The sequence below is a fragment of the Actinomyces sp. oral taxon 897 genome, from assembly GCF_002999235.1.
Taxonomy (GTDB): domain Bacteria; phylum Actinomycetota; class Actinomycetes; order Actinomycetales; family Actinomycetaceae; genus Actinomyces.
In genome coordinates this window covers 289,360-312,091 of the sequence record NZ_CP027236.1, presented here as the reverse complement: position 1 = coordinate 312,091, position 22,732 = coordinate 289,360, and the positions used below count along the sequence as shown (strand labels likewise).

At 71.3% G+C, this 22,732-nt stretch carries 14 protein-coding genes; 8 read left to right on the top strand and 6 right to left on the bottom strand.

The genetic code is table 11. The features are described from left to right. Nucleotides 1-27: 27 nt before the first annotated feature. Nucleotides 28-2,355: a DUF6571 family protein gene (locus tag C3V41_RS01285; protein ID WP_106108766.1), complete on the top strand. Its 2,328-nt coding sequence runs from the start codon at nucleotides 28-30 to the stop codon at nucleotides 2,353-2,355. A 14-nt stretch (nucleotides 2,356-2,369) separates the two neighbouring features. On the opposite strand, the gene C3V41_RS01280 is transcribed toward C3V41_RS01285, so the two are convergent. Continuing rightward, nucleotides 2,370-3,221, bottom strand: a complete 852-nt coding sequence (locus C3V41_RS01280) for a DMT family transporter (protein ID WP_129591443.1) — start codon at nucleotides 3,219-3,221, stop codon at nucleotides 2,370-2,372. A gap of 393 nt (nucleotides 3,222-3,614) precedes the next feature. Between C3V41_RS01280 and C3V41_RS01275 the strand changes: the two genes are divergently transcribed. The 5 genes from C3V41_RS01275 to C3V41_RS01255 all read left to right on the top strand — a co-directional run bounded on the left by C3V41_RS01275 (nucleotide 3,615) and on the right by C3V41_RS01255 (nucleotide 13,247). Beyond that, complete coding sequence (locus C3V41_RS01275; RefSeq protein ID WP_106108764.1) at nucleotides 3,615-6,017, top strand: 6-phosphofructokinase; 2,403 nt, start codon at nucleotides 3,615-3,617, stop codon at nucleotides 6,015-6,017. Between the two features lie 87 nt (nucleotides 6,018-6,104). Continuing rightward, complete coding sequence (locus tag C3V41_RS01270) at nucleotides 6,105-7,613, top strand: chloride channel protein (protein WP_106108763.1); 1,509 nt, start codon at nucleotides 6,105-6,107, stop codon at nucleotides 7,611-7,613. A 119-nt stretch (nucleotides 7,614-7,732) separates the two neighbouring features. After that, nucleotides 7,733-8,521, top strand: a complete 789-nt coding sequence (locus tag C3V41_RS01265) for a hypothetical protein (RefSeq protein ID WP_106108762.1) — start codon at nucleotides 7,733-7,735, stop codon at nucleotides 8,519-8,521. A 936-nt stretch (nucleotides 8,522-9,457) separates the two neighbouring features. Continuing rightward, nucleotides 9,458-11,356: a phosphoenolpyruvate carboxykinase (GTP) gene (locus C3V41_RS01260; protein WP_254423635.1), complete on the top strand. Its 1,899-nt coding sequence runs from the start codon at nucleotides 9,458-9,460 to the stop codon at nucleotides 11,354-11,356. A 628-nt stretch (nucleotides 11,357-11,984) separates the two neighbouring features. Further along, nucleotides 11,985-13,247 carry an alpha-hydroxy acid oxidase gene (locus tag C3V41_RS01255; protein ID WP_106108761.1) on the top strand — a complete coding sequence of 421 codons (1,263 nt, stop codon included), beginning with the start codon at nucleotides 11,985-11,987 and terminating at the stop codon, nucleotides 13,245-13,247. 315 nt (nucleotides 13,248-13,562) lie between these two features. On the opposite strand, the gene C3V41_RS01250 is transcribed toward C3V41_RS01255, so the two are convergent. The 5 genes from C3V41_RS01250 to C3V41_RS13490 are packed head-to-tail and all read right to left on the bottom strand — an operon-like array spanning nucleotide 13,563 to nucleotide 18,622. Further along, entirely contained in the window at nucleotides 13,563-15,479 is a 1,917-nt protein-coding gene (locus tag C3V41_RS01250; protein ID WP_106108760.1) for an alpha-glucosidase, read from the bottom strand. 14 nt (nucleotides 15,480-15,493) lie between these two features. Continuing rightward, nucleotides 15,494-16,381, bottom strand: a complete 888-nt coding sequence (locus C3V41_RS01245; protein ID WP_106108759.1) for a carbohydrate ABC transporter permease — start codon at nucleotides 16,379-16,381, stop codon at nucleotides 15,494-15,496. Nucleotides 16,382-16,384: 3 nt separating this feature from the next. Then, nucleotides 16,385-17,338, bottom strand: coding sequence for a carbohydrate ABC transporter permease (locus tag C3V41_RS01240; protein ID WP_165271559.1), 954 nt, complete (start codon nucleotides 17,336-17,338; stop codon nucleotides 16,385-16,387). Nucleotides 17,339-17,357: 19 nt separating this feature from the next. Beyond that, complete coding sequence (locus tag C3V41_RS01235; RefSeq protein WP_254423769.1) at nucleotides 17,358-18,194, bottom strand: ABC transporter substrate-binding protein; 837 nt, start codon at nucleotides 18,192-18,194, stop codon at nucleotides 17,358-17,360. Then, nucleotides 18,128-18,622, bottom strand: a complete 495-nt coding sequence (locus tag C3V41_RS13490) for an extracellular solute-binding protein (protein ID WP_254423634.1) — start codon at nucleotides 18,620-18,622, stop codon at nucleotides 18,128-18,130. The genes C3V41_RS01235 and C3V41_RS13490 overlap by 67 nt, the downstream gene beginning before the upstream one ends. 179 nt (nucleotides 18,623-18,801) lie before the next feature. Between C3V41_RS13490 and C3V41_RS01230 the strand changes: the two genes are divergently transcribed. Together C3V41_RS01230 and C3V41_RS01225 are read left to right on the top strand one after the other, a co-directional pair. After that, a complete protein-coding gene (locus C3V41_RS01230) occupies nucleotides 18,802-19,974 on the top strand; it encodes an ROK family transcriptional regulator (protein ID WP_106108757.1) in 1,173 nt (390 codons plus the stop codon). Nucleotides 19,975-20,017: 43 nt separating this feature from the next. After that, nucleotides 20,018-22,708 carry a TIM-barrel domain-containing protein gene (locus C3V41_RS01225; RefSeq protein WP_106108756.1) on the top strand — a complete coding sequence of 897 codons (2,691 nt, stop codon included), beginning with the start codon at nucleotides 20,018-20,020 and terminating at the stop codon, nucleotides 22,706-22,708. Nucleotides 22,709-22,732: the final 24 nt, after the last annotated feature.

The window sequence follows — 22,732 nt, the reverse complement described above, 5'->3', positions numbered from 1 at the left end:
CCCTCTTGAGCAAAGGAGCTGATTCATATGATTCCTGCCGATCGTCCTGGCCGGTGGGTCCTGGTACGTCGGGGCACGGCCCTGGCAGGGTGCCTGGTCCTGTCGGCCTGCTTGGTCCTGCCCACCTGCCGCGTGTCCCCACGAGCAGCAGCCGCACCGCTCCAGGACGCACCCACCACCCAGGTCATTTCGGGTACGGCACCAGCCCCCACTACCGGCACGGGCACCACCAGCCCAGACACCGTCAGAAACCCGGGCACCACCAGCCCGGGCGCCGCCACCAGTGCTACTGCTGCCGGCACGGACCCTGCCGGTGCCGACGCCGCCCTCGGGGACGCCGTCGTGCTGGCCGAGGCCCTGGACGAGGGCGACTACACGGCCCTGACGCAAGTGGTCAGTGAGCGTGTGGCCCCGCACGCCGATGGGGACGCCTACGCCACCACCCTGGTTGATGCCCTGGGAGCCAGGGGCCTGGTGCGCGTGGCAGCGCACCTGCCCATTGGCACCACCACGTGGACGTCCCTGTTGGCCACGGCTACCAGCTCGCCCTTGTGGGACGAGGGGCACCGTGAGGCCCTGGCCCGGGACCTGGCGTCCCTGGTTACCACCACCGCCGACCAGGACCCTCTGACTACTGCCGCCGCTGGCACCCAGGCTCCGGGTGCTGGTGACGGCCAGGTTCCTGGTGCCGGGGACACGGCGACCCCGGGTCCTGGGGGTGGTCAGGCGGCTGCCCAGGTCCTGGGTGCTGGTGATGGTCGGGACCTGGGTGCCAGTAGCGGGCAGTCGGGTACCCGGGGTGCTCGGGATCCTCTGGCCCTGGATACCGGGTTCCTGGATGCTCTGGTTCGTGGGTTGATGGCTGGTGAGACCGGTGCGACGACTGGGGGCTTGCGGGTGGGGTGGGTGGAGTACGCGCGTCTGACCACCACGGCAGGGGGCGGGTACTCGAACTTCCCCGGGGGAGCGCCCCGGGAGGTCAGGGCCCGCTACCTCCTCTACGACCCCCTGGCCGCCGTCCTGACCGCCGCAGCCCGGCGCCCCCAGACGGTCCTGGACGTCCTGGCCCCACCTCTACCAGGAGCCGCCCCCGGCCCCTCACCTGGTGAGGAGTACGAGTTCAGGCGGGGCCGGGCCACCAAGGTGGACGCCACCACCTGGGAGTGGGCGTCCGCCCGCACCCAGAGGTCAGGGACCGCCTGCCTGGAGGCCCTGACCGCGGCCGTGGCCTCGGCCTCCACCTTGCGCTACCAGGCCACCACATCCCAACCCAACCCCTACGAGGCCCGGGCCGCCTGGCTCACCGAACAGGCAGTAGTCACCCTGGCAGGCGTGGACACCACCACCTGGACACCCACAGCCCGACGCACCACCGCCGTCATACTCGCCAACTCCATAGGCGATATTGAGAATACCGCTAGCGGTATTGACTACGCTGGGAGTAACCAGCTCTTCTACCTGTCCCTGCCCGCCAGTTGGAGCGAGCACCACAATAAAGAACTGACCGCCTTGCTGCGCGAGGCCCTCAGGGACGACACGGCCCTGACCATCCTGTCCAAGGCCGCCAGGATATTCATCACCCACCGCCTGGCCACTGACGCATTCAGGATCCCGCCAGGAACCAGTACCGGAAACACCCCTACCCGCATCCTGAACGACTTAGACGAGAATGCCCACTTGTACGGCTACGTCTACACCGCCTGTGTCACGGGCAGGGGCGTGGGTGAGGACGGGGAGAACCCCGCGGCAGGGGTGGTGCTGGCCGCCCTGGACCGGGGCCCGGAGCCCGTCCCGGCCCCGGGAGCACCCTGGCGTCCCCCGGCCACCCCCGCCCAGGCCACCCAGGCCAGCGACCGCTCCCTGACACGGGAGCAACTCGGGAACGAGGTCATTACTAGGCTGTACCTGAAGGCTATCAGCGTCCTGGAAACAGGCCACCTCATCCCCCAGGACGCCTACACCCTGGAGGACGGCCGACCAGCCCACGACTGGATCACCCTGGGAGACGACGGGATGTGGCACCTGGACCAGGAAGCAGCCCTGACAGACCCCGCCGGCCTGAACAGCTGGCTGAACGACATCTGGACGGAGCAGGACCTCTCCAGGGTCACCACCTGGCTCGCCGAAAAATTCGTCGTCGGCGCCCCCGAGACCTGGGTCCCTGTGCTCACAACCGACCCCCAGGCCCCCGCCAGGCACGCCGCCCTGGCGCTGCTGCTCACCGCCGCCACCGCCCGCCTGGTCTACGGCTACTCCCACACCTACCAGCGCCGCGCCCAACGGCACTGGCAGCACCGACGCGCAAGACAACGCAGACGCCAGGAACGACGCCGTCGCCGGGCCCAGGGCGGGTAACCACGACCGGCCAGCTAGGCCACCAGGCCCAGTCGCCGTTCCCGGGCCTGCCGGACCGCGGGCAGTACCTCGGCCACGCACGCCGCCCCCAGGATGCACATCCCACCGACCAGGAGACGGGCCGTGACCTGCTCACCCCCCAGGCTCACCGCGAAGAAGGCTGAGAAGAGCGGCTCAGTGGCCATCATGACGGCCGCGCTGGACGGGGAGGTGCGCGCCTGCGCCCAGGTCTGGAGCAGGAGGGCCAGCAGGCCCGGGGCCAGTGCCATGTAGAGCACCTCACCCCACTGGGCGCCGTCGTCGGGCAGGGTCACGCCCCCGGGCAGGCCCGCCAGGACGCTGGCCACCCCCAGGGCGATGACCTGGACCGCCGCCAGGTCGAGCTGGTTGGCGCGGGTGGCGCACCGTCCCAGCCAGACAATGTGCACCGCGAAGAGCAGGGCGGCCAGCAGGCTCAGGGACTCCCCCGGCCCCAGGGCCAGGCCCTTAAGGCCCAGGGCCGCCGTCCCCGCCGTGGCCAGGCCCACCGCCACCCACGTACGCCCCGACACCCTCACCCCCAGAGCCACACGCAGCACCACCGGGGTCAGGACCACGTAGGTGCCAGCGACGAAGCCGGCCACCGAGGCGTCCGCACTCTCCAGCCCCACCGTCTGCGCCACCTGGGCGCTGAAGTAGACCAGCCCCGTACCGGCCCCCCTGGTCCACACCCAGCGGGGGCAGCGCGCCAGGGAGCGTCCGCGCCAGGCCAGAGCGACCAGGGCCGCGATCCCGAACCGGACCGCCAGGAAGTCCATGGAGGGGATGACCCCGACCACGCCCTTGATCATGACGAAGGTGGAGCCCCACACGGCCGTGACCGTCATGAGGGCCAGGGCTGGCACAGTACAGCTGAGCGCACGCGGCAGAGCGTGGGACACATCGACCTCCGCAAGAAGGACGGTGCGGCGCTACGCTGCGCACCTGGCTGGTAGTCAAGGACCGGGGCGCCCCGTGCCGCCCCGCCACCGGGAGACGGTGCCAGACCGCCCCTGACCACGGCGGGCTCCCCATGACCTATTCTAACCGGTCGCGCCGCCTATCTCATGTGCAGGGCCGCCTACGCCAGGGACCTTGGTCCGCTCTGACCGGACGAACGGGTCCGTCCCCCGGTGGTGCGCTCCGCCCAGGGCGAGCGGCCCCGCCACAGACGTGACGTAGACCCCATGGTCGGGGGACAATAGGAGGACCTGACTACTGACCGCTCGGGAAGGACCCTCATGGCTCAGCCGACGACGCCGCCCACCACCTCCACCACCGCCGAGCCCCTGCGGATCGGGATCCTGACCTCCGGCGGCGACGCACAGGGCATGAACGCCGCCGTGCGCGCCGTCGTACGCACCACCCTGCGCCTGGGAGCCCAGCCCTACGCCGTCATGGAGGGCTGGGCCGGGGCCGTCAAGGGCGGGGACGGGATCCGCCCCCTGGCCTGGGACTCGGTCTCCTCGGTCCTCCACCGCGGAGGGACTATTATCGGCACCGCCCGCTCCGCGGAGTTCCGCACGCGCGAGGGCCAGCTCGCCGCCGCACGCAACCTGCTGGAGCACGGCATCGACCACCTGGTGGTCATCGGCGGCGACGGCTCCCTGACCGGCACCAACGTGTTCCGGGAGAACTGGCCCTCCCTGGTGGCCGAGCTGGCCGAGAAGGGGGAGATCAGCGCCCAGACGGCCGCCGAGCACCCCGCCCTCATCGTCACCGGCCTGGTCGGCTCCATCGACAACGACCTGGTGGGCGCCGACATGACCATCGGCACCGACTCCGCCCTCCACCGCATCCTGGAGGCCATTGACGACATCTCCTCCACCGCGGCCTCCCACCAGCGCACCTTCGTGGTGGAGGTCATGGGACGCCACTGCGGGTACCTGGCGCTCATGACGGCCGTAGCCGGGGGATGCGACTACGTGCTGGTCCCCGAGCTCCCCCCGGCCGAGGGCTGGGAGGACGACATGTGCACCAAGCTCCGCCAGGGCCGCGAGGCCGGACGGCGCGAGTCCATGGTCATTGTGGCCGAGGGGGCCACGGACCGCTCCGGCAACCGCATCACCGCCGACGACGTCAAGCAGGTCCTCTCCGAGCGCCTGGGTGAGGACGCCCGGGTGACGATCCTGGGCCACGTCCAGCGCGGTGGCAAGCCCAGCGCCTACGACCGCTGGATGTCCACCCTTCTGGGGGTGGCGGCCGCCCGGGAGGTGGTCACCGCCACCGCCGACTCCGAGCCGGTCATCTTCGCCGAGCGCCACAACCGCATCCGTGCCCTGCCCATGATGGAGCAGGTCAATGCCACCCGCGCCGTCAAGGACCTGGTGGCCAGCGGGGACTACCAGGGGGCCGTGGCCGCCCGTGGAGCCAGCTTCGGCCAGATGCTGCAGCTCTTCGAGACCATGTCCACGCCCCCGGCCCTGGACCCGGCGGTCCACACCCAGGACGAGCCAGACCAGGCCGCTACCGCCCCACCGCTGCCCGCCCCCTTCCGGCGCGGCCCGAGCATCGACACCACGTCAAGGGCCGACCGCCCGCGCCGGGTGGCGGTCGTCCACGCCGGGGGCCTGGCCCCGGGCATGAACACCGCCGCGCGCGCCGCCGTCCGCCTGGGTCTGGACCACGACTTCACCATGCTGGGCGTCCACGGCGGCTTCCCCGGGCTCCTGGACGGCGACGTCCACGCCCTGTCCTGGGACGACGTCGAGGGCTGGGTCGGAGACGGCGGGGCCGAGCTGGGCACCCGCCGTGAGGTCCCCACGGTGGAACAGCTCTACGCCCTGGGACGCTCCATCGAGCGCCACGAGATCGACGCCCTGCTGGTCATCGGCGGCTTCAACGCCTACCTGGCCGCCCACCAGCTGGTCACCGAGCGGGACCGCTACCCCGCCTTCAAGATCCCGATCGTGTGCGTGCCCGCCTCGATCGACAACAACCTGCCCGGCTCCGAGCTGAGTATTGGCGCGGACACGGCCCTGAACAACGCGGTGAGGGCGCTGGACTCCATCAAGCAGTCCGCCGCGGCCTCCCACCGATGCTTCGTGGCCGAGATCATGGGGCGCCGCTGCGGCTACCTCAGCCTCATGTCCGGCATCGCCACCGGTGCCGAGCGCGTCTACCTCAACGAGGACGGGATCACCCTGGCGGGGCTGGCGCGGGACACGGCCGGCATGGTGGAGGCCTTCCGCTCCGGGCGCGAGCTCTACCTCATCGTGCGCAACGAGCGCGCCAGCGTCAACTACACCACCGACGTCCTGGCGCACATCTTCGCCGAGGAGGGCCACGGCCTGTACGACGTGCGCCAGGCCATTATCGGCCACCTCCAGCAGGGCGGGGACCCCACGCCCTTCGACCGTCTCATGGCCACCAAGCTCGTGGCCCACGCCCTGCGCCTCCTGGCCGACCAGCTCGACGCAGGAACCGCCCACTCCTCCTACGTGGGCCTGACCGGTGGGCGGATCACGCACCACCGCCTGGAGCACATGAACGAGGAGCTCGACCGCGCCAACCGCCGCCCCCTCAACCAGTGGTGGATGGGCCTACGCGGGGCGATCGCCCTGGTCAGCCAGAACGCCGGGATCCTGCCCCTTGAGGAGGTGCCGGACTTCGGCGCGAGCGTGGACGAGGCCGCCGCGAGCTGACGCACCCTGCCCCGGGGCACGTCGGCCTGCGCAAGGTGGGTCCTGTCCGCCGACGCACGGCTTACCGGGGCTGGGTAGGGTGGGGTCATGCCCGCCCGCTGTCTTGCCGCTGTCCTGCTGTGTGCTCTGGCCGCCGGGCTCATCGGCCTGGCCATGGCGCGCTTCCTGGAGGGCGTCGAGCTGGTCTTCTACGGGGTGGACGCCCCCAGCCTGCCTGACCGCGTGGCACAGGCGGGCTGGCGCTCCGCCCTCGCCCCGGCGGCTGGTGGCCTGGGTGCAGGCCTGTTCTGGTGGTGGGAGCGTGCCACGGGTGGCGTGGTCACCGTCCGGGCCGCACTCGCCGACCCCAGCGGGGGTGTGGCCCGACGCATGGGCCTGGTCCGCCCCTGTCTCGACGGCGTCGTCCAGGTCCTCACGGTGGGTGCCGGCAACTCGGTGGGCCGGGAGGGGGCGCCACGCCTCATGGCGGGGGCCGTGGCAGCCCGGGTCTCGTCCTGGCTGGGCCTGGGGTCCGGTGAGGCCCAGCTCCTGGTCGCCGCCAGCGCCGGTGCGGGGCTGACGGCCATGTACAACGCGCCACTGGGCGGGGCCGTCTACGCCCTGGAGGTGGTCCTGGCGCTGCGTCTCCTACCGCGCCGACACGCCCAGCCCCGGGGGACTGACCGGCCCCATGAGACCGACACCCGGTCCCAGGGGACCGACGCCCAGCCTCGGGGGACCGACCGGCCCCGGGGGGCCGCGAGCGCTCCCGCTGGCCCCGAGCACCCTGCCGCTCCGGGTACGCCGGGGCCCGACGCACCCGGAGCCGGCCGCAGCTCGTCGGCTGGCACGGGCCCGGGCGCAGGTACCGCACCCGGTGGCGCCGTCAGCCCCACTACCTGGCCGCGGCTGCGTGCCACGGCGCTCTGCCTGGTGGTGAGCCTGCTCGCCGCGGCGACCACCTGGGTGGTGGACGGCAACCGGGCGGCCCTGGCCCTGCCCGTCCTGACCGCTACCGCGCCCACGTTCCTGGCCCTGCCCGTCCTCCTGGCCCTCACCCTCCCCCTGGGAGTCGGGGCGCGCGCCCTGTGGGCCCGGTTCGCGGCCCACCACCCGGCACACCTGTGGGGGCTGCCGCTGGGTATCGGCGGCGCGGGCCTGCTCACGGGGGTGGCCAGCCTGGCTCTGCCCCTGCTGCCGGGCAACGGCCGTGACGCCCTGGGCGCGGCCCTGGTGGCCCCGGTCACCGCCTCCGCGGTCCTGGTCATGCTGGGGGTGGTGGTCCTCAAGCCTCTGCTGACCGGTCTGACCCTGGGGGCGGGTGCCACCGGCGGCCTGCTGGCACCGTCCTTCGCCCTGGGGGGCTGCGCGGGGGCGGTAGTGGGGATCGCCTCACGCCTGGTGGGGTGGGACGTGGACGTGGCGGCGCTGGCGCTGGCCGGGGGCGCCGTCGTGCTGTCCGTGACCCAGCGGGCGCCGTTGTTCGGGGCGGTCTTCGTGTGGGAGATTGTCCGGGGCCCGGTCTGGTACCTGCCTGTCATGGTGGCCGTGACCGTCCTGGCCACCACGGCGTCCGAGCAGGTTACTTCCGGTATCTTCCGTAAAAGGTTCCCCTAAGCCTTACACTGGATGGCACCCCTGCCACTGCGAGCCAAGGAAGCCCCCGCACTGCGCAGCCTGCGTACACGGGGCGATCCGCCTCTCCGACTCCACCACTGCCACCATGAGGAGACCCCATGTCCCACTCGTTCCGTGCCCGCACCCTGGTGCTGGGCGCCGCCATCCTGCTGACCCTGGCCGGGACCGGCTGTGACGAGATCCCCGAGGCTGACCCCTCGGCGGACCCGGCCACCACCGTCACCACTGAGGCCGCCACTGAGACCGCCGACACGCCTGACGCCACGTCCGGCACCACCCAGGCCCCTGGGACCGCCCTCTCACCGAACGCGCCCCTGCCTTCCAGCTCCGACTCGTCCACCGCCTCAGGGCCGCTGGCGGACGTCCAGGCCTACACCCAGCCAGGAGGGGACGTCGTCTTCCGCACCGCGGACAACAACATGCTGTGCAACATCGGCACCCAGGAGGTCAGCCAGCCCACCCAGGCCGGGCGGGACGCCGCCGGCCAGACGGATGTCGACGGCCCCCAGGGCGTCACCGACAAGTACTTCACCACCCAGACGGTCCCCGCGGTCAGCTGCCAGGTCGGCACCCGGCTGGACGTCCACCAGGAGGACCGCCACTACTGCTACGGCATCGCCCACATTGGTACGGCGTTCGCGCTGTGGTCCGGCGGCTACAGCGTCGGCGAGTGCCGGGGCGACGTCTCCCTGGGCATGCTGTGCACCAGCGCCGAGCCGGGCTCCCAGTACTGCGAGGACAACTGGTACGCCTTCAAGGAGCTGCCTGAGGGCCAGAGCCTGTCAGCGCACGGTTTCACCTGCACAGCCGGCAACAGCACCCTGACCTGCACCGCCCCCGACGGCAGGCAGATGACCCTGGACAGCAGCGACTACACCTTCCGGTAGGAGCTCGGGAGGTTCCGGTAGAAGCTCGGGAGGCCGGGACCAGGCAGAACCAGGCCACCGGACTACGCCGTCCGGCAAGCTCAGGGGGTGCCTCGTTGTCCCCCACGACGCCAAGCTCGCCGCCCGCGACAAGCAAGCCCCACGCGAGCGGAGGTGCCGCCCCTGGTCGCCGGGTCCGTGCTAGTGCCCGGCCTCAAACCCTGCGCGAGTGGGGGTGCCTCGCTGTCCCCCACGAGGTACGGCAGCCGCTCTCCCGCCGTCCCGCAGGTGAACGCGCTCTCAACCAGGTGAACGCGCTCCCAAGGGGATGAACGCGCTTTCAGACAGGTGAACGCTGCCCTAGGTAGCGTTCACCTACCCTAAAGCGCGTTCACCCCCAAGAAAGAGCGTTCACCCCCAGAAGGGCACGTTCACCTCAGACCCAGGCACGACGCCGGACGCACCACCCAGAGCCCGAGTGCAGGTGACGGGTGCAGCAAGCACACCCAGGCCCGCCACTCGCATCCGCCGTCCCGCAGACGAACGCGCTCTCAACCAGGTGAACGCGCTCCCAAGGGGATGAACGCGCTTTCAGACAGGTGAACGCTGCCCTAGGTAGCGTTCACCTACCCTAAAGCGCCTTCACCCCCAAGAAAGAGCGTTCACCCCCAGGAGAGCACGTTCACCTCAGACCCAAACCCGACGCCGGACGCACCACCCAGACCCGTCGCCCACACCCGCCTGGACCTCACACGGTGCGCGCGGTGCGGCGCAGGACGACCAGGTCAGCCCGTCCAGGACCAGCGCGCCTACCTGCGACACGGCGCCACGACACCCCACAGAGTTTCGGGTACCCGAAATTTAGACTAGGCTCGTTGCCAGCCCCCGGGGCGGGCCAGCGCTCCCCGCGCCCGCCCCGGGCTGGCACCCAACCATCAGCACATAAGGAGACCCTCTATGACAGGCGCCGTGACCATGGACGCCCCGACAGCCCTGGCCCAGGCCGGGCTGCGCAACCCCTACGTCCGCGAGTTCGTCACCGAGTGGGCCCGGATCCTCACCCCCCAGGACGTCGAGGTCGTTAACGCCGACGCCGACGAGCGTCTTCTCGCCCAGGCCCTGGCAGCCGGGGAGCTCATTGAGGCGGGCCACGGCCGCTACCTGGCCCACAGCCACCCCAAGGACACCGCCCGCTCCGAGGAGCGCACGGTCGTGGCCACCCACGACCCCGCCGATAGGGGCGTCTACAACAACTGGCGCGACGCCACCAAGGTACGTACCCAGCAGGTCGAGCGCATGAGCGGCGCCATGGCCGGCAAGACCATGTACGTCGTCCCCTACCTCATGGCCCCTCCCGGCTCCCCCCTCTCTCGGTGGGCCGTCGGCGTCGAGATCACCGACAACCGCATCGTGGTCCTCCAGATGCTGCGCATGGCGCGCGTGGGCGTGGACTACCTCAATGACCTGGACGACCCCGGCTTCTTCGTGCGCGCTGTCCACGCCACCGGTGACCTGGACGCCCTGGGCCAGGGCACTAAGGAGGACCGCCGGCTGTTCGCCACCATCGCCGACGAGCGCACCATCCTGCACTTCGGCTCCGCCTACGGCGGCAACGCCCTGCTGGGCAAGATCGCCCACGGCCTGCGCCAGGGCTCCTACGACGGCTGGGCCTCGGGACGCTTTATGGGTGAGCAGTTCATGCTCATCGGCATCCGGGACAAGGTCACCGGCCGCACCTACCACGTCTGCGGGGGCATGCCCTCGGCCTCGGGCAAGACGAACCTGGCCATGATGCTGCCCCCGGCCGCCCTGGGCGAGCGCTACGAGGTCGACTTCTACGGCGACGACATCGTCTGGCTGCGCGTGGGCGAGGACGGGCGCGTCTACGGCATGAACCCCGAGTACGGCACCTTCGGCGTGGCCAAGGACACCAACTGGGAGTCCAACCCCAACGCCATGAGGGCGGTTGCCGAGGGCACCGGCACCCTGTTCGTCAACGTCGCCTACCACGAGGGCACCAAGGACCTGTGGTGGGAGGGCAAGACCCCCGACTACCCGCTCGACGTCACCGGCTGGCGCGACTGGAAGAACGAGCTCGTCTCCGAGCGCCCCGTCGCCCACCAGCGCTCGGGGGCCGACGAGGACCTGTGGTCGCAGAAGAACTCGCGCTTTACCGCCCGCCTGTCCGTGGTGCCCAATATCGCCGAGGACTACGAGCGCAGCGAGGGTGTGCCGATCGACGCCATTATCTTCGGCGGGCGCTGCCGGGACCGTGAGCCGCTCATCCGCGCCATTACGGACCTGGCCGAGGGTGTCTACGACGGCCTGACGCTGGGTGCCGAAGCGACCTTCGCCGCGGAGGGCACCGAGGGGCGCCTGCGCTACGACCCCATGTCCATGCGCCCCTTTATGTCCTTCCCCGAGGGCGCCTACGCCCGCCACTGGCTGGACGTGCTGGGTGCCGCCGAGCACAAGCCGATCTTCGCCCACGTCAACTGGTTCCAGCGTGACCCCGACGATGGCCGCTTCCTGTGGCCCGGGTACGGGGAGAACCTGCGCGCCCTGCTGTGGCTCATGGACCTCAAGGAGGGCCGGGTCACGGGACGCCGGACCCCGGTGGGCGTCGTCCCGCGCGTCGAGGAGCTCAACCTGGAGGGCTTCGAGGGCAGCCACGAGGACCTCGACCGCCTCCTGACCATTGACGTGCCCCGCTGGCGCCAGGAGATGGGCCTGCGTCAGGAGCACCTGTCCCAGTTCAAGGGCCTGCCCGGGGAGATCTGGGAGGCGCACCGACGGGTGGCCGCCGCGCTGGACGCCCAGGAGGCCCAGAATGCCCAGGACGCCCGAGGAGCGTAGGCCCCGCCCCTGAAGCCCGGCCCCCGCCCCTGCCAGCTAGACACGGCAGGGGCAGGGGCGGGGGCCGGCAAGGAGTACCACCCTTCGCCGTCCCCCCAGACGGACGCACGACGACGGACACACCACCAAGGTCCAGCAACCATATCCCTGTCCTCCCCGCAGACGAACGCACTCTTGAGGAGATGAACGCGCTCCCGAGGAGGTAAACGCGCTATCGGGTAGGTGAACGTCGCTTTAGGTAGCGTCCACTTACCCTAAAGCGCGTTCACCCCCAGGAAAGCGCGTTCACCTCAGACTCAGGCACGACGCCGAACTCCCGACGCCGGACGCACCACCCAGGCCCACCACCGCACGCACGACAGACGCCCGAGGCAGCCAGAGCCCGGCGGAGGGCGCGCGTCGGCCCACCGACACACCACCCACCGACACCCCACCAACCAGTACCCACCCACCGGCACCGGGGAGCGTCCATAAGGCTAGCCTCACCTTGCGTTCGCCCCCGAGGTTCCCTACAGTCATGGGTGCCAACCAGAGCCCCTCGGGCCCTGGGAGGGGACCAGCCCCTCACGGCAGCACGGCCGCACCTAACCCGGTAGGCCCCTCACACCACTCGACAACGAGGTTCCGAATGGTCCAGCGACAGCTCCCCAACCCGTACGAGATCTTTGACCTCCTGCACTTCAAGACCCCGGACCTCAACGGCCGTCGTCGTCGGCTCACCGCCGCCCAGACCATCTGGGACCTGCGCAAGATCGCCAGACGCCGCACACCCGCGGCCGCCTTCGACTACACCGACGGCGCCGCCGAGGGCGAGGTCTCACTGCGCCGGGCACGCCAGGCCTTCCGGGACGTCGAGTTCCACCCCGACATCCTCCACCCGGCCCTGGACGTGGACACGTCCTGCCAGATCCTGGGCGGCACCTCGGCCCTGCCCTTCGGCATCGCCCCCACCGGCTTCACCCGCCTCATGCAGACCGAGGGTGAGGTGGCCGGTGCCGGGGCCGCGGGCGCCGCGGGCATCCCCTTCACCCTGTCCACCCTGGGCACCACCTCCATCGAGGACGTGCGCGCCGCCAACCCGGACGGGCGCAACTGGTTCCAGCTCTACGTCATGCGCCAGCGGGAGATCTCCTACGACCTGGTCCGGCGCGCCGACGCCGCCGGGTTCGACACCCTCATGTTCACCGTGGACACCCCGGTGGCCGGGGCCCGCCTGCGTGACCGGCGCAACGGCTTCTCCATCCCGCCCCAGATCACCCTGGGCACCGTCCTCAACGCCGTCCCACGCCCGTGGTGGTGGTTCGACTTCCTGACCACCCCCAAGCTGGAGTTCGCCTCCCTGAAGAGCACCGGCGGGACCGTGGGCGAGCTCCTGGACAGCGCCATGGACCCCACCATCAGCGACGCCGACCTGGCCGTCATCCGCGACATGTGGAAGGGCAGGATCATTGTCAAGGGCGTGCAGAACCTGCACGACACCAAGCGCCTCATTGACCTGGGGGTCGACGGCGTGCTGCTGTCCAACCACGGCGGGCGTCAGCTGGACCGCGCCCCCGTGCCCTTCCGGCTCCTGCCCGAGGTGGTCCGGGAGGTCGGCAAGGACGCCACCATTATGATCGACACCGGCATTATGAACGGCGCCGACATTGTGGCCGCCGTGGCCCTGGGTGCCAGTTTCACGCTCATTGGGCGGGCCTACCTGTACGGGCTCATGGCCGGCGGGCGCCAGGGCGTGGACCGCGCCATTGAGATCCTCACGGAGGAGATCGTACGCACCATGAAGCTGCTGGGGGTGGCCAGCCTGGCCGAGCTCGAGCCCCGGCACGTCACCCAGCTCACCCGTCTGGTGCCGGTCAGGGGGCAGGTCCGCGCGGCCGCGGACTCGCTCTAGCCGTACTTCACTTCCCCTGGTCACCGGCGACGTACCTTCATCATCAGCGACGTACCTTCGTCATCAGCGACGTACCTTCGTCATCAGCGACGTACCCTAGAAGCCCTCTAGAGTACGTCACCGATGGCTAGGGTACGTCGCCGACAGCTAAGGTACGTCACCGACGGTTAGGGCACGTTCCCGGTAAAGAGGCGGACCGGGCGCCCGGGCACACCCCCCGGACCCGACGCCCAGACCCACCCCCCAGACTTGACGCCGCCCGGCGCCCGGGCCTCACACGGTGCGCCTCACACGGTGGGCCTCACACGGTGGGCCTCACACGGTGCGACGCAGGACGACCGAGTCCCAGCCCGCCAGGTGTCCGGGGACCCCGCGCCCGCTGGGGAGGGCCGCGGAGGCGGGCAGGGAGGCGACCAGCACCCGCGCGGCGTCGTCCCACTGCCCCAGGTCCAGTCCCTCGGCGGCGAGCCGACGCCGCAGCGCGGAGCCGACCCCCGTCTCCAGACCCTCCCGCGTGCACGAGGCCACCAGCAGGACCTGCTCGCGCGTGCCGTCGGCGCCCACGAGCTCACGCAGCACCGTCCAGGACCCGGGGTCATCGGCGTCGAGCAGGCGGAAGGTACCCAGGGCCACGACAGGGTCGGTGTGCCGCAGGGCGATGAGCGCCCGGTAGTGCTCGAGGACGCTGCCCCCCACCCCCACCTGGCTGGCGACGTTGACCTCGGTGCAGCTGGGGGCCACGTCGATCCAGGGCGTGCCCGTGGTGAAGCCCGCCCGGGGGTCCGCGTCCCACTGCACGGGGGTGCGGGCGTTGTCACGCGAGTTGGCGGCCAGCGAGGCCAGCACCGATGCCGGGTCGTCCCCTGCTCCCACCCGCTCGTGGTAGTGGTTGAGGCTCTCCAGGTCCCGGTAGGAGCTGACACCGGCAAAGACCGTGTTGACCATGCCGATCTCCTCACCCTGGTAGACGTAGGGGGTGCCGCGGTGCAGGTGCAGCACGGACGCCAGGGTCTTGGCGCTGACCTCCCGCCAGGCGGGGTCGTCGTCGCCGAAGCGGCTCACGGCCCGGGGCTGGTCGTGGTTGTCCCAGTAGCAGGAGTTCCAGCCCCTCTCCCCGGTCAGGCGGCCGGAGGCGTCCACGGCCGGGGCCAGGGCCTCCTGCCAGGCGGCGAGGTTGCGCTTGAGCGCGACCCGGTCCACGGGCCGGGGGTCGAACTTGCCGCCCGGCCCGTCGGCCAGGCCCACGTGCTCGAACTGGAAGACCATGTCGAGCTCGCCGCGGGCGGGCCCGGTGTAGAGGACGGCCTCGGGGCGGGTGACGCCGGGGGTCTCCCCCACCGTCAGGACGTGCACCGGCTGCCCGGCGGCGTCCACGCGCCCGGCCAGGACCTCCCGGTTCATCTCGGCCAGAAACTCGTGGACGCGCGGCCCGTTGACGACGGCCCCGAACCCGCTGCCGTAGCGGGCGCCGGGGGGCAGGGGGGCGTCGGTAAGCGGGTAGGTCTTGGAGATGAGGTTGATGACGTCCATGCGGAAGCCGTCCACGCCCCTGTCCAGCCACCAGCGCATTATCGTGTAGACGGCCCTCCTCACCTCGGGGTTCTCCCAGTTGAGGTCAGGCTGCCGGGGGCTGAAGAGGTGGAGGTAGAACTCCCCGCGCCCCTCGTCCCAGGTCCAGGCGGGCCCGGAGAAGGCCGAGCCCCAGTTGGTGGGCTCGGTGCCCGCGTCCCCGGGGGCCAGGCCGGGCACGTGGCGGGCCGGGCGCCAGATGTACCAGTCGGCGTGGGGGCTGGGGGCGCCGTCAGGCGGCACGGGGCCGCGCCGGGAGGAGCGGAACCAGGGGTGCTCGTCGCTGGTGTGGTTGACCACCAGGTCCATTACCAGGCGCATGCCGCGGGAGTGCAGGCCCGCGACGAGAGCGTCGACGTCGGCCAGGGTGCCGAAGAGCGGGTCAATGTCCTGGTAGTCGGAGACGTCGTAGCCGTTGTCGTCCTGGGGGGAGCGGTAGACGGGGCTGAGCCAGACCACGTCCACGCCCAGGGCGTCCAGGTAGTCCAGGCGGGAGAGGAGGCCGGGGAGGTCGCCCACGCCGTCACCGTCGCTGTCCTGGAAGGAGCGGGGGTAGACCTGGTAGACCACCGCGTGGCGCCACCAGTGCGGCCCGCTGCCTGCGTGGCGGGGCGAGGGGACCAGGGGCTGGGCGGGTCCGCCCGCCGGGGTGGGTGTGTTCATGGCAGGAGTCTCCTTTACTTCTGGGAGCCGCGCATGACGCCGGAGATGACCCAGCGCTGGGCGAGGACGTAGACGAGGACCATGGGCGCGATGGCCATGAGGTAGGAGGCGAAGGCGACGGTGTAGTTCGTGTTGAACTGCCCCTGGAAGACGTACTGCGCCAGGGGCAGCGTGGCCCGGGACTCGTCGGTGAGGATGACCAGGGGCAGGAGGAAGTCGTTCCACGCCCACAGGCAGGTCAGGATGCCCACGGTGGCGTTCATCGGGGACAGGAGCGGGAAGATCACCTTCCAGAAAATGCCCCACCGGCTGGCCCCGTCAATGGCCGCTGCCTCCTCGAGCTCCACCGGGATGGACTTGATGAAGGATGTGTACATGAGGATGTTGAAGGCCAGTCCGTAGACCGTGTAGAGCAGGACCAGGCCGGCCTCGTTGTCCAGGTGCAGCCAGGCGGTCTCCTTGACCACCGGCAGCATAATGATCGGGAAGGGCACGAAGAGGGCGGCCACGAAGTAGTAGTAGAGGCGGCGGAACCACTTGCGGTGCATATTGCGGCCCAGGGCGTAGGCCACGAGGGAGTTGGTCAGGAGGGTGAGGACCACCGCGCCGACGGTAATGACCGCGGTCTCCAGGAGGCGCCGGGGGTAGTTGGTGGTGGTCCAGGCCTCACGGAAGTTGTCCAGGTTCCACGAGCGGGGCAGGGAGAAGCCGGAGGCGGCCAGCTCCTCGGGGGTCTTGAAGGCCGTCACCACGGTGAAGTAGAGCGGTACGAGGACGGTCAGGCTGAGGACCACGGCCAGGGCGGTGGTCCACCAGCTCACGCCGTAGGTGCGGCGACGCCGACGCCTGGGGGCGGCGGGCGGCACGGTGGTCGGGGTAGGGGCGGGCGTGGTTGCGGACATGTCTCAGACCCTTTCCCGGCTCTGGAAGAACTTCAGCTGTGCGAAGGAGATGGCCACGACAATGAGGAAGTAGATAATGCCGTTGGCCGTCTGGTAGGCGTACTCGCCGCCCTGGAACCCGTTCTTGAAGATGAGGAAGGAGATCGACTGGGTGGCCGTCCCCGGGCCGCCGCTGGTCAGGGCCACCACCTGGTCGAACACGCCCAGGAAGTTCTTGAAGGACAGGATCATATTGATCCCCATGAAGGGGATAATGAGGGGCAGCGTCATGGAGCGCAGCCGGCGCCAGGGGCCCGCGCCGTCGAGCGCCGCGGCCTCGTAGATCTCCTCGGGGACGGTCTGGAGCCCGGCCAGGTAGATGATCGTGTTGTAGGCGGCCGCCTGCCACACCCCCACCGCGACGATGGCCAGCCAGGCCAGGTCCTCGTTGGCGAGCAGGGACGTGCTCAGCCACTCCCAGCCCAGCTCGCGGCCGATGAGGGGCAGGTTGTTGGTGAAGAGGTAGCTGAACACGTAGGAGACGATCAGCACCGGCAGGATGTAGGGCAGGAAGAAGACGCCGCGCATGAGGTTGCGCGCCCTCATCCGGGAGTTCAGCAGGAGCGCCAGGCCCAGGGCGATGACGTTGGTCAGGACGGTGGCGACGAGGGCGTACTTGAAGGTGAAGGCGTAGGAGCCCCAGATAATGTCGTCGGTGAGGAGGTTCTTGTAGTTGGTCAGCCCCACGAACCGCCACTCGCCGTAGCCCTGGTAGTTGGTGAAGGTGTAGAAGAGGCCGGTCAGGAGCGGGATAGTCAGCAGGGCCGTGAAGAGGACCGCTGCGGGGGCCACCATCCAGATGTAGGCGCGCTCGACCCTCCTGGGCCGGTTGGCGCCGCGGCGAGGCGGGCGCGAGGGGGCTGGGGGCGCCTTCGGGGCCGCGGCCCTGGGCGCCGTCGTGCTGGGTGCAGGGGTCATGGTCTGTCCTCCTTCGTCCTCAGGCGGTCTCGGCCAGGCGCTTGACGACCTTGTCCCACTGGGTGTCCAGGGTGGAGACGAAGGCGTCGACGTCGCCGGAGATGAGGAACTGCTGGATGTAGGCGTTCAGGGTGACGGCGGGCGGGAAGTTGTGGTCGGAGTAGGTGGCCACGCGACCGGCCTCGAAGTAGGGGTTGAGCCCCTCCAGGGCCGGGTCCTCCGCGACCAGGCCCGTCAGGGTGGGGTAGGCGACCTGCTGCGTGCAGTAGGAGGCCTGGTTGGTCTCCTGCATGAGGTAGGTCAGGAAGCGCAGGGACTCCTCGGGGTGCCTGGGGCTGACCCCCGTGCACAGGGCCACGTCCACCCCCGAGACCACCTTGGTGTCCGCCGCGTCGTCCGCGGGTGTGGCGAAGGTGCCCAGGTTGATGTCGGCGTTGTAGGAGCGGATGGCGGGGATGGCGTAGGTGCCGTGCCAGTACATGGCGGCCCGGCCCTGGGCGAAGCCCTGGTTGGCGTCGTTGTAGCCGAGCTCGAACTTGCTGGGGTTGCCGTAGCCGGCCACGGTGCGCATCTTCTCCAGCACGGGGGTGAGCTCGGAGAAGGAGACCGCGCCCTCGCGGCGACGCTGGTACCAGGCGGCGACGCCGTCGGTGAGGTAGCCCCCCGAGATGGAGGAGAACATGGGGGCTCCGGTCCAGTTGTCCTTGAAGCCCCAGTAGAAGGGGGCGACGCCCGCGGCGGTGAGCTCGTCGCAGATCTCAATGAGCTCCGCCCAGGTGGTGGGCGGGGTCAGGCCCACGGAGTCGAAGACGTCCTTGTTGTAGATAATGCCTGAGCCGTTGTCCGCGAAGGGCAGGCCGTTGTTCTCCCCCGCCGCGCCCGCGCCGAGGCTGGTGAGGATGTCGGCGATGGGGGCTGGACCCGTCCCAGCAGGTCGGAGCCCGCGAAGTCGTGGAAGACGCCGGTACGGGCCAGGGCGCCGTAGTTGTAGTCGGCGTTGATGGTCACGAGGTCGGGCATGTCCCCCTTGACCAGGCGCACGCGCAGGGCCGTGACGTTGTCCGCCTGGAAGTTCTGGGTGACCTCGATGTCCGGGTTGGCCGCGTTGAAGTCGGCGCAGATCCTGTCAAAGAGGCCTATGGCCTCGCTCTTGAACTGGAAGAGCTCGAGGCGGACCCTGCCGTCCCGGCCCGAGGAGCAGGCGGCGAGCGAGCCTCCCGCCGCCGCGAGCGCCGCCGCCCTCGCCGTCGTGGCGAGGAAGGAGCGCCTGCTCAGTGCTGTCATGGGAACCTCCCGGTGCGTCGTTGCGATGACGAGATTATTTTGCCCCTAAATAAAGAGGGGCGCAAGCGAGGACCTGGACCCGTCCCGGCGTCGGCCACCACGTCACCGTCTTCCTCTCCTGGCAGAAGAAAGACCGGGGCCGGGAGGCCGCGGCCGCGCCGGTCAGGCACAATGGGCCCATGACGACGCGTCGCCCGCCCACCCTCCCGGAGAACCCCTGGGCGGACCTGACCGGGACCCAGCGGCGCATCGTCCTGGAGCTGCTGCGCCACGGCCGCCTCTCGCGGCCCCAGATCATGGAGGCCGTCGGCATCTCCCCCGCCTCCATTACGCGCCTGACCGCCCCGCTGGTCGCCTCCGGGCTGCTCACGGCCACGGCCGAGCAGGTCGCGGCCACGGGACGCCCCCAGACGCCCCTGGAGGTGCGGGCCGAGGCGGAGAGCATCGTGGGCGCCACGCTGTCCGTCACCAGCCTGACGGTCGTGGTCACGGACCTGACCCTGACCCCTCACGCCTCCGTCCAGGTCCCGCTGGGGTCCCGCTCCCCCGCCGACGTCGTCGCCCTCCTCAAGGACACGGTCGCCGAGGCCGTGTCCGGGGCCGGGAGGCTCCCGCCCCCGGCCTGCGCCGGGATCTCGCTGGGCGGCGCCACCCGGGGCGGCCGGGTGGTGGGCGAGGCCACCTTCTACGGCTGGTCCTCCGTCCCCCTGGCCCGCCTGGCGGAGGAGGCCCTGGGCGTCCCCTGCACGGTCGCCAACGACCTGGTGGCCCTGACCCTGGGCGAGGCGTGGTTCGGGGCCGGCCGCCGTCACCGCCGCTTCGACGTCGTGACGGTCGGGTCCGGCGTGGGCTTCGGCCTGGCCTGCGACGGGAACGTGGTGACGACGCCCTCCGCCGAGCTCGGGCTCATGGGGACCGTCCCCGTGCCCGACGGCGCCCGCCCCGCGACGGCCCGGGCGGCCATGGACACCCTGACCGACTCGGCCCTGGAACGTGTCTGGCGGACCGAGTGCGGGCGGTCCCCGCTGGAGGCTGCGCAGGTGGTGCGCCTGGCCGTGCAGGGTGACGCGGACGCGGTGGCCGTCGTCTCCTCCTTCGCCCGGCGCCTGGGCCGTCTCATTGCCATGGCGGCGGCCTTCACCCTGCCCGAGGTGGTAGTGGTGGCCGGGGAGCGCGCCGACGTGGCCACCCTCTTCGAGGACCAGGTCATGGTGGGCATCAGCTCCCTGCGGCGCTCCTCGGCCGGGGACGTCCGCCTCGAGGTGCGCGAGCACCACCGGGCCGACTGGGCGCGGGGTGCCGCCACCCTGGCCCTGCGCCACCGGGTCATGGCCGACGGCCCCACCACCTGACGTACCACACCCCACCCGCCGCCCACCAGCCAGGAGCCGTATCGTGTCATCGCCCCTGTCCACCGCCCCCGACCGGCCGCTGCCGGCACCCGCACGCCCCGAGGCGGTGGTGGAGGGGCCCGACTACCGCTTCACGGTGCTCACGAGCCGCCTCATCCGCATGGAGCACCTGGCGGTCCCGGGCGGCTTCACCGACGTCGCCACCCAGCTCGTCACGAGCCGGGACCTCGGCCCGGTCCCGGACTTCCGGGTCCGCCGCACCGGCAGCGGCGAGGGCGAGCGCGTCGAGGTCGTCACCGAGCACCTCCACCTCACCTACCGCCCCTTCCGGGGGTTCTCCCGCACCGGCCTCCAGGTGGCCCTACGCACCCGGGTCATCCACCCCCACGGCGGCACCTGGCACTTCGGGGACACCTGGGACCCTCAGGAGCCCTACCCCACGAACCTCGGCGGTACCGCCCGCACCCTGGACGAGGCCGACGGCGCCGTCCCCCTGTGCCCCGGTCTGCTGTCCCTGGCCGGCTGGGCCGTCCTGGACGACTCGGCCTCCCTGCTCCTGACCGAGGACCAGTGGGTTCGTCCCCGCCCCGGTGCGAGCCCCGTGGACGGCTCCACACCGGACACGGACCTCTACCTCTTCGGCTACGGGCAGGACTACCGCGCGGCCCTGGGCGACTTCTTCCGCCTGACCGGGCCCACCCCGCTCATTGACCGGGCCCTCCTGGGCAACTGGTGGAGCCGCTACCACGCCTACTCCGAGGAGGAGTACCTGGCCCTCGTGGACCGTTTCGCCGCCGAGGGCGTCCCCCTGTCCGTGGCCGTGGTCGACATGGACTGGCACGAGGTGGACGTGGACCCGGCGATCGGCAACGGCTGGACGGGCTACACCTGGAACCGGAGGCTCTTCCCGGACCCCGGGCGCTTCCTGGCCGCCCTCCACGGGCGCGGCCTGGAGGTCGCCCTCAACCTCCACCCGGCCGACGGGATCCGCCGTCACGAGGCCGCCTACCGCGCCGTGGCCGCCCGGCTGGGCCTGGACCCGGACACGGGCACGGGCATCCCCTTCAATATCGGGGACAGGGCCTTCACCGACGCCTACCTCACCTGCGTCCACCACCCCCTGGAGGAGCAGGGGGTGGACTTCTGGTGGCTGGACTGGCAGCAGGGGGGCGCCACGGACGTCCCGGGCCTGGACCCGCTGTGGATGCTCAACCACGTCCACTACCTGGACTCCGGGCGCGAGCGCCCGCAGGGGCCCGGGGGCGGTGCCAGGCCAGCGGTCCCCGCCCGCCAGGAGACGCCTCCTCCCGCTGAGGCGGCCACCGAGTCACCCGCTCCCCGGGAGGAGGCATCCCCGCCCGCCGGGTCGGGCGCTGAGGCGCCCACCGGGTCGCCCGCTCCCGGGGAGAGCGCCACCGGGGGCGGGCCGGGTGCGTGGCGTCGTCGGCCGGTGACCTTCTCCCGCTTCGCAGACGCCTCCAGCCACCGCACGCCCGTGGGCTTCTCCGGGGACACGTACGCCACCTGGGCCTCACTGGCCTTCCAGCCGGAGTTCACGGCCACGGCGGCGAACATCGGCTACTACTGGTGGTCCCACGACATCGGCGGGCACATGCTCGGCACGGCCGACCCGGAGCGCTCGGCCCGGTGGGTGCAGCTGGGCTGCTTCTCCCCCGTCAACCGCCTGCACTCGACGAGGTCAGCCTTCAGCTCCAAGGAGCCCTGGCGCTACAGCCGGGACGCCCGGGCCACCATGGAGGCCTACCTGAGGCTCCGGCACCGTCTCGTCCCCACCCTCTACACCTGGGCCCGCCGGGCCCACAGCCAGGGCGTGGGCCCGGTGCGACCGCTCTACCACGACCACCCCCGGCAGCCGGGGGCCTACCGCCACCGCACGACGTTCCTCTTCGGCGACCTGCTGGTGGTCCCCATGGTCCACCCCCTCGACGCCGTCACGCGCCTGGGCCGGGAGGACGCCTGGCTGCCCCGGGGCACGTGGTGGGACGTGGTCACGGGCCGACGCTACGAGGTCCTCCCCGAGGGCGGTCGTGAGCTGTCCTTCTTCCGGCCCCTGGAACGCCTCCCGGTCCTGGCGCGGGAGGGCTGCGTCCTGGTGCTGGCGGGCGACCTGTCCGAGGCGGCGGGCTCGAACCCGGTGCACCTGGCGCTCGTCCTGGTCCCGGGCGCGCCGGGGACGCGCGGTGAGTTCGTGCTGGAGGAGGACGACGGCTCCCCGGAGCCCGGGGACGACGCCGTGACCCGCACCACCCTGACCGCCAGCTGGTCGGCGGAGGGCGTCAGGCTGTCCGTACGCGAGCAGGGGGCGGAGGGCGTCGTGCCCTCACGCCGCCGCCTCAGGCTGGAGATCCTGGGCGTGTCGGCGCCCGGTGCCGCACAGGTGCGCCTGGACGGCCGCCCCCTGGACGTCCCGACCGCTGCGCGCCAGGCCGACGGGACGACCCTGGGGGGCGGGCTCAGCGTGGACCTCGGGGTCGTGGACGCCACCGCACGACGACGTGGGACCACGGTGGAGGTGGGCGGCCTGGCCGTGCGGCAGGCCCCCTGGCAGGAGGAGGTCCTCGCCCTGCTGGAGGAGGCACGGATCGACTACATCGTCAAGGACGCCGCCTGGGCGGCCGTGGGCTCCGGGCTGACGGGCGCCGCCCTGCTGGCCTCCCTGCGGGCGGCCGGCCTCGGTGAGGACCTGCTGGGGGCCGTGACGGAGGTGCTGTAGCCCCGACCCCTTAAGGGGCCCTCA